The sequence below is a fragment of the Pseudomonas juntendi genome, assembly GCF_009932375.1.
In the GTDB taxonomy this organism is placed as follows: domain Bacteria; phylum Pseudomonadota; class Gammaproteobacteria; order Pseudomonadales; family Pseudomonadaceae; genus Aquipseudomonas; species Aquipseudomonas juntendi.
This window is the reverse complement of the sequence record NZ_BLJG01000277.1, coordinates 1-548: the sequence shown is the minus strand read 5'-3', so window position 1 is coordinate 548 and position 548 is coordinate 1. Positions and strand designations below refer to the sequence as shown.

Annotated in this window: 1 protein-coding gene; it reads left to right on the top strand. The window is 62.2% G+C overall.

The genetic code is table 11. The annotated features are described in order from the left end of the window. The first annotated feature begins 58 nt into the window (after positions 1-58). Positions 59-499 carry an acyl-CoA thioesterase gene (locus tag GYA94_RS24355; RefSeq protein ID WP_110678191.1) on the top strand — a complete coding sequence of 147 codons (441 nt, stop codon included), beginning with the start codon at positions 59-61 and terminating at the stop codon, positions 497-499. Positions 500-548 lie beyond the last annotated feature (49 nt).

Below are 548 nucleotides of genomic sequence, written 5' to 3'. Positions count from 1 at the left end.
GAGTTCGCCGGACGCTTACTCACTGTCAGCATCCATTGCGAAGACAAGAGTCAGCCAGATGACCGAATCCCCTCAGCGCACTGCCTTCTCCCACTTTCACCCGATCCTCACCCGCCCGCAGGACAACGACCTCAATGGCCATATCGCCGGGGCCACGGTGCACGGCTTCTTCGAAACGGCGATCCAGGCGTTTCTCGTCGAGCAGGCCGAGTTGGACCTGCGTGACGGCGAGCTGGCGGCTTTCGTGGTCAGTTCGGCAGCAGATTTCTATGCATTGCCGGGCTTCCCGGACGTGCTGGAAGTTGGGCTGGGCGTAACGCGCCTGGCGGGCAGTACGGTGGAGTACCGCCTGGCGTTGTATCGCCCAGGTGAGCCCGAGGCCTGCGCGGCCGGCACGGTGGTGCAAGTCTTCATCGAGCGTGTCAGTGGCCGGCCTGTGGCGTTGCCAGAGGCGCTGCAGGGGATTCTTTCCGGCTTGGTGCTGGAACAACACGCATAAAAAACCCCGCCGGGAGGGGCTAATGCCAGTCAATTAAGTAATTTGGGGC

What these genes read in the sequence shown, in the direction of transcription:
- GYA94_RS24355 (WP_110678191.1), top strand. Translation starts at nt 59, where the DNA reads ATGACCGAATCCCCTCAGCGCACTGCCTTCTCCCACTTTCACCCGATC.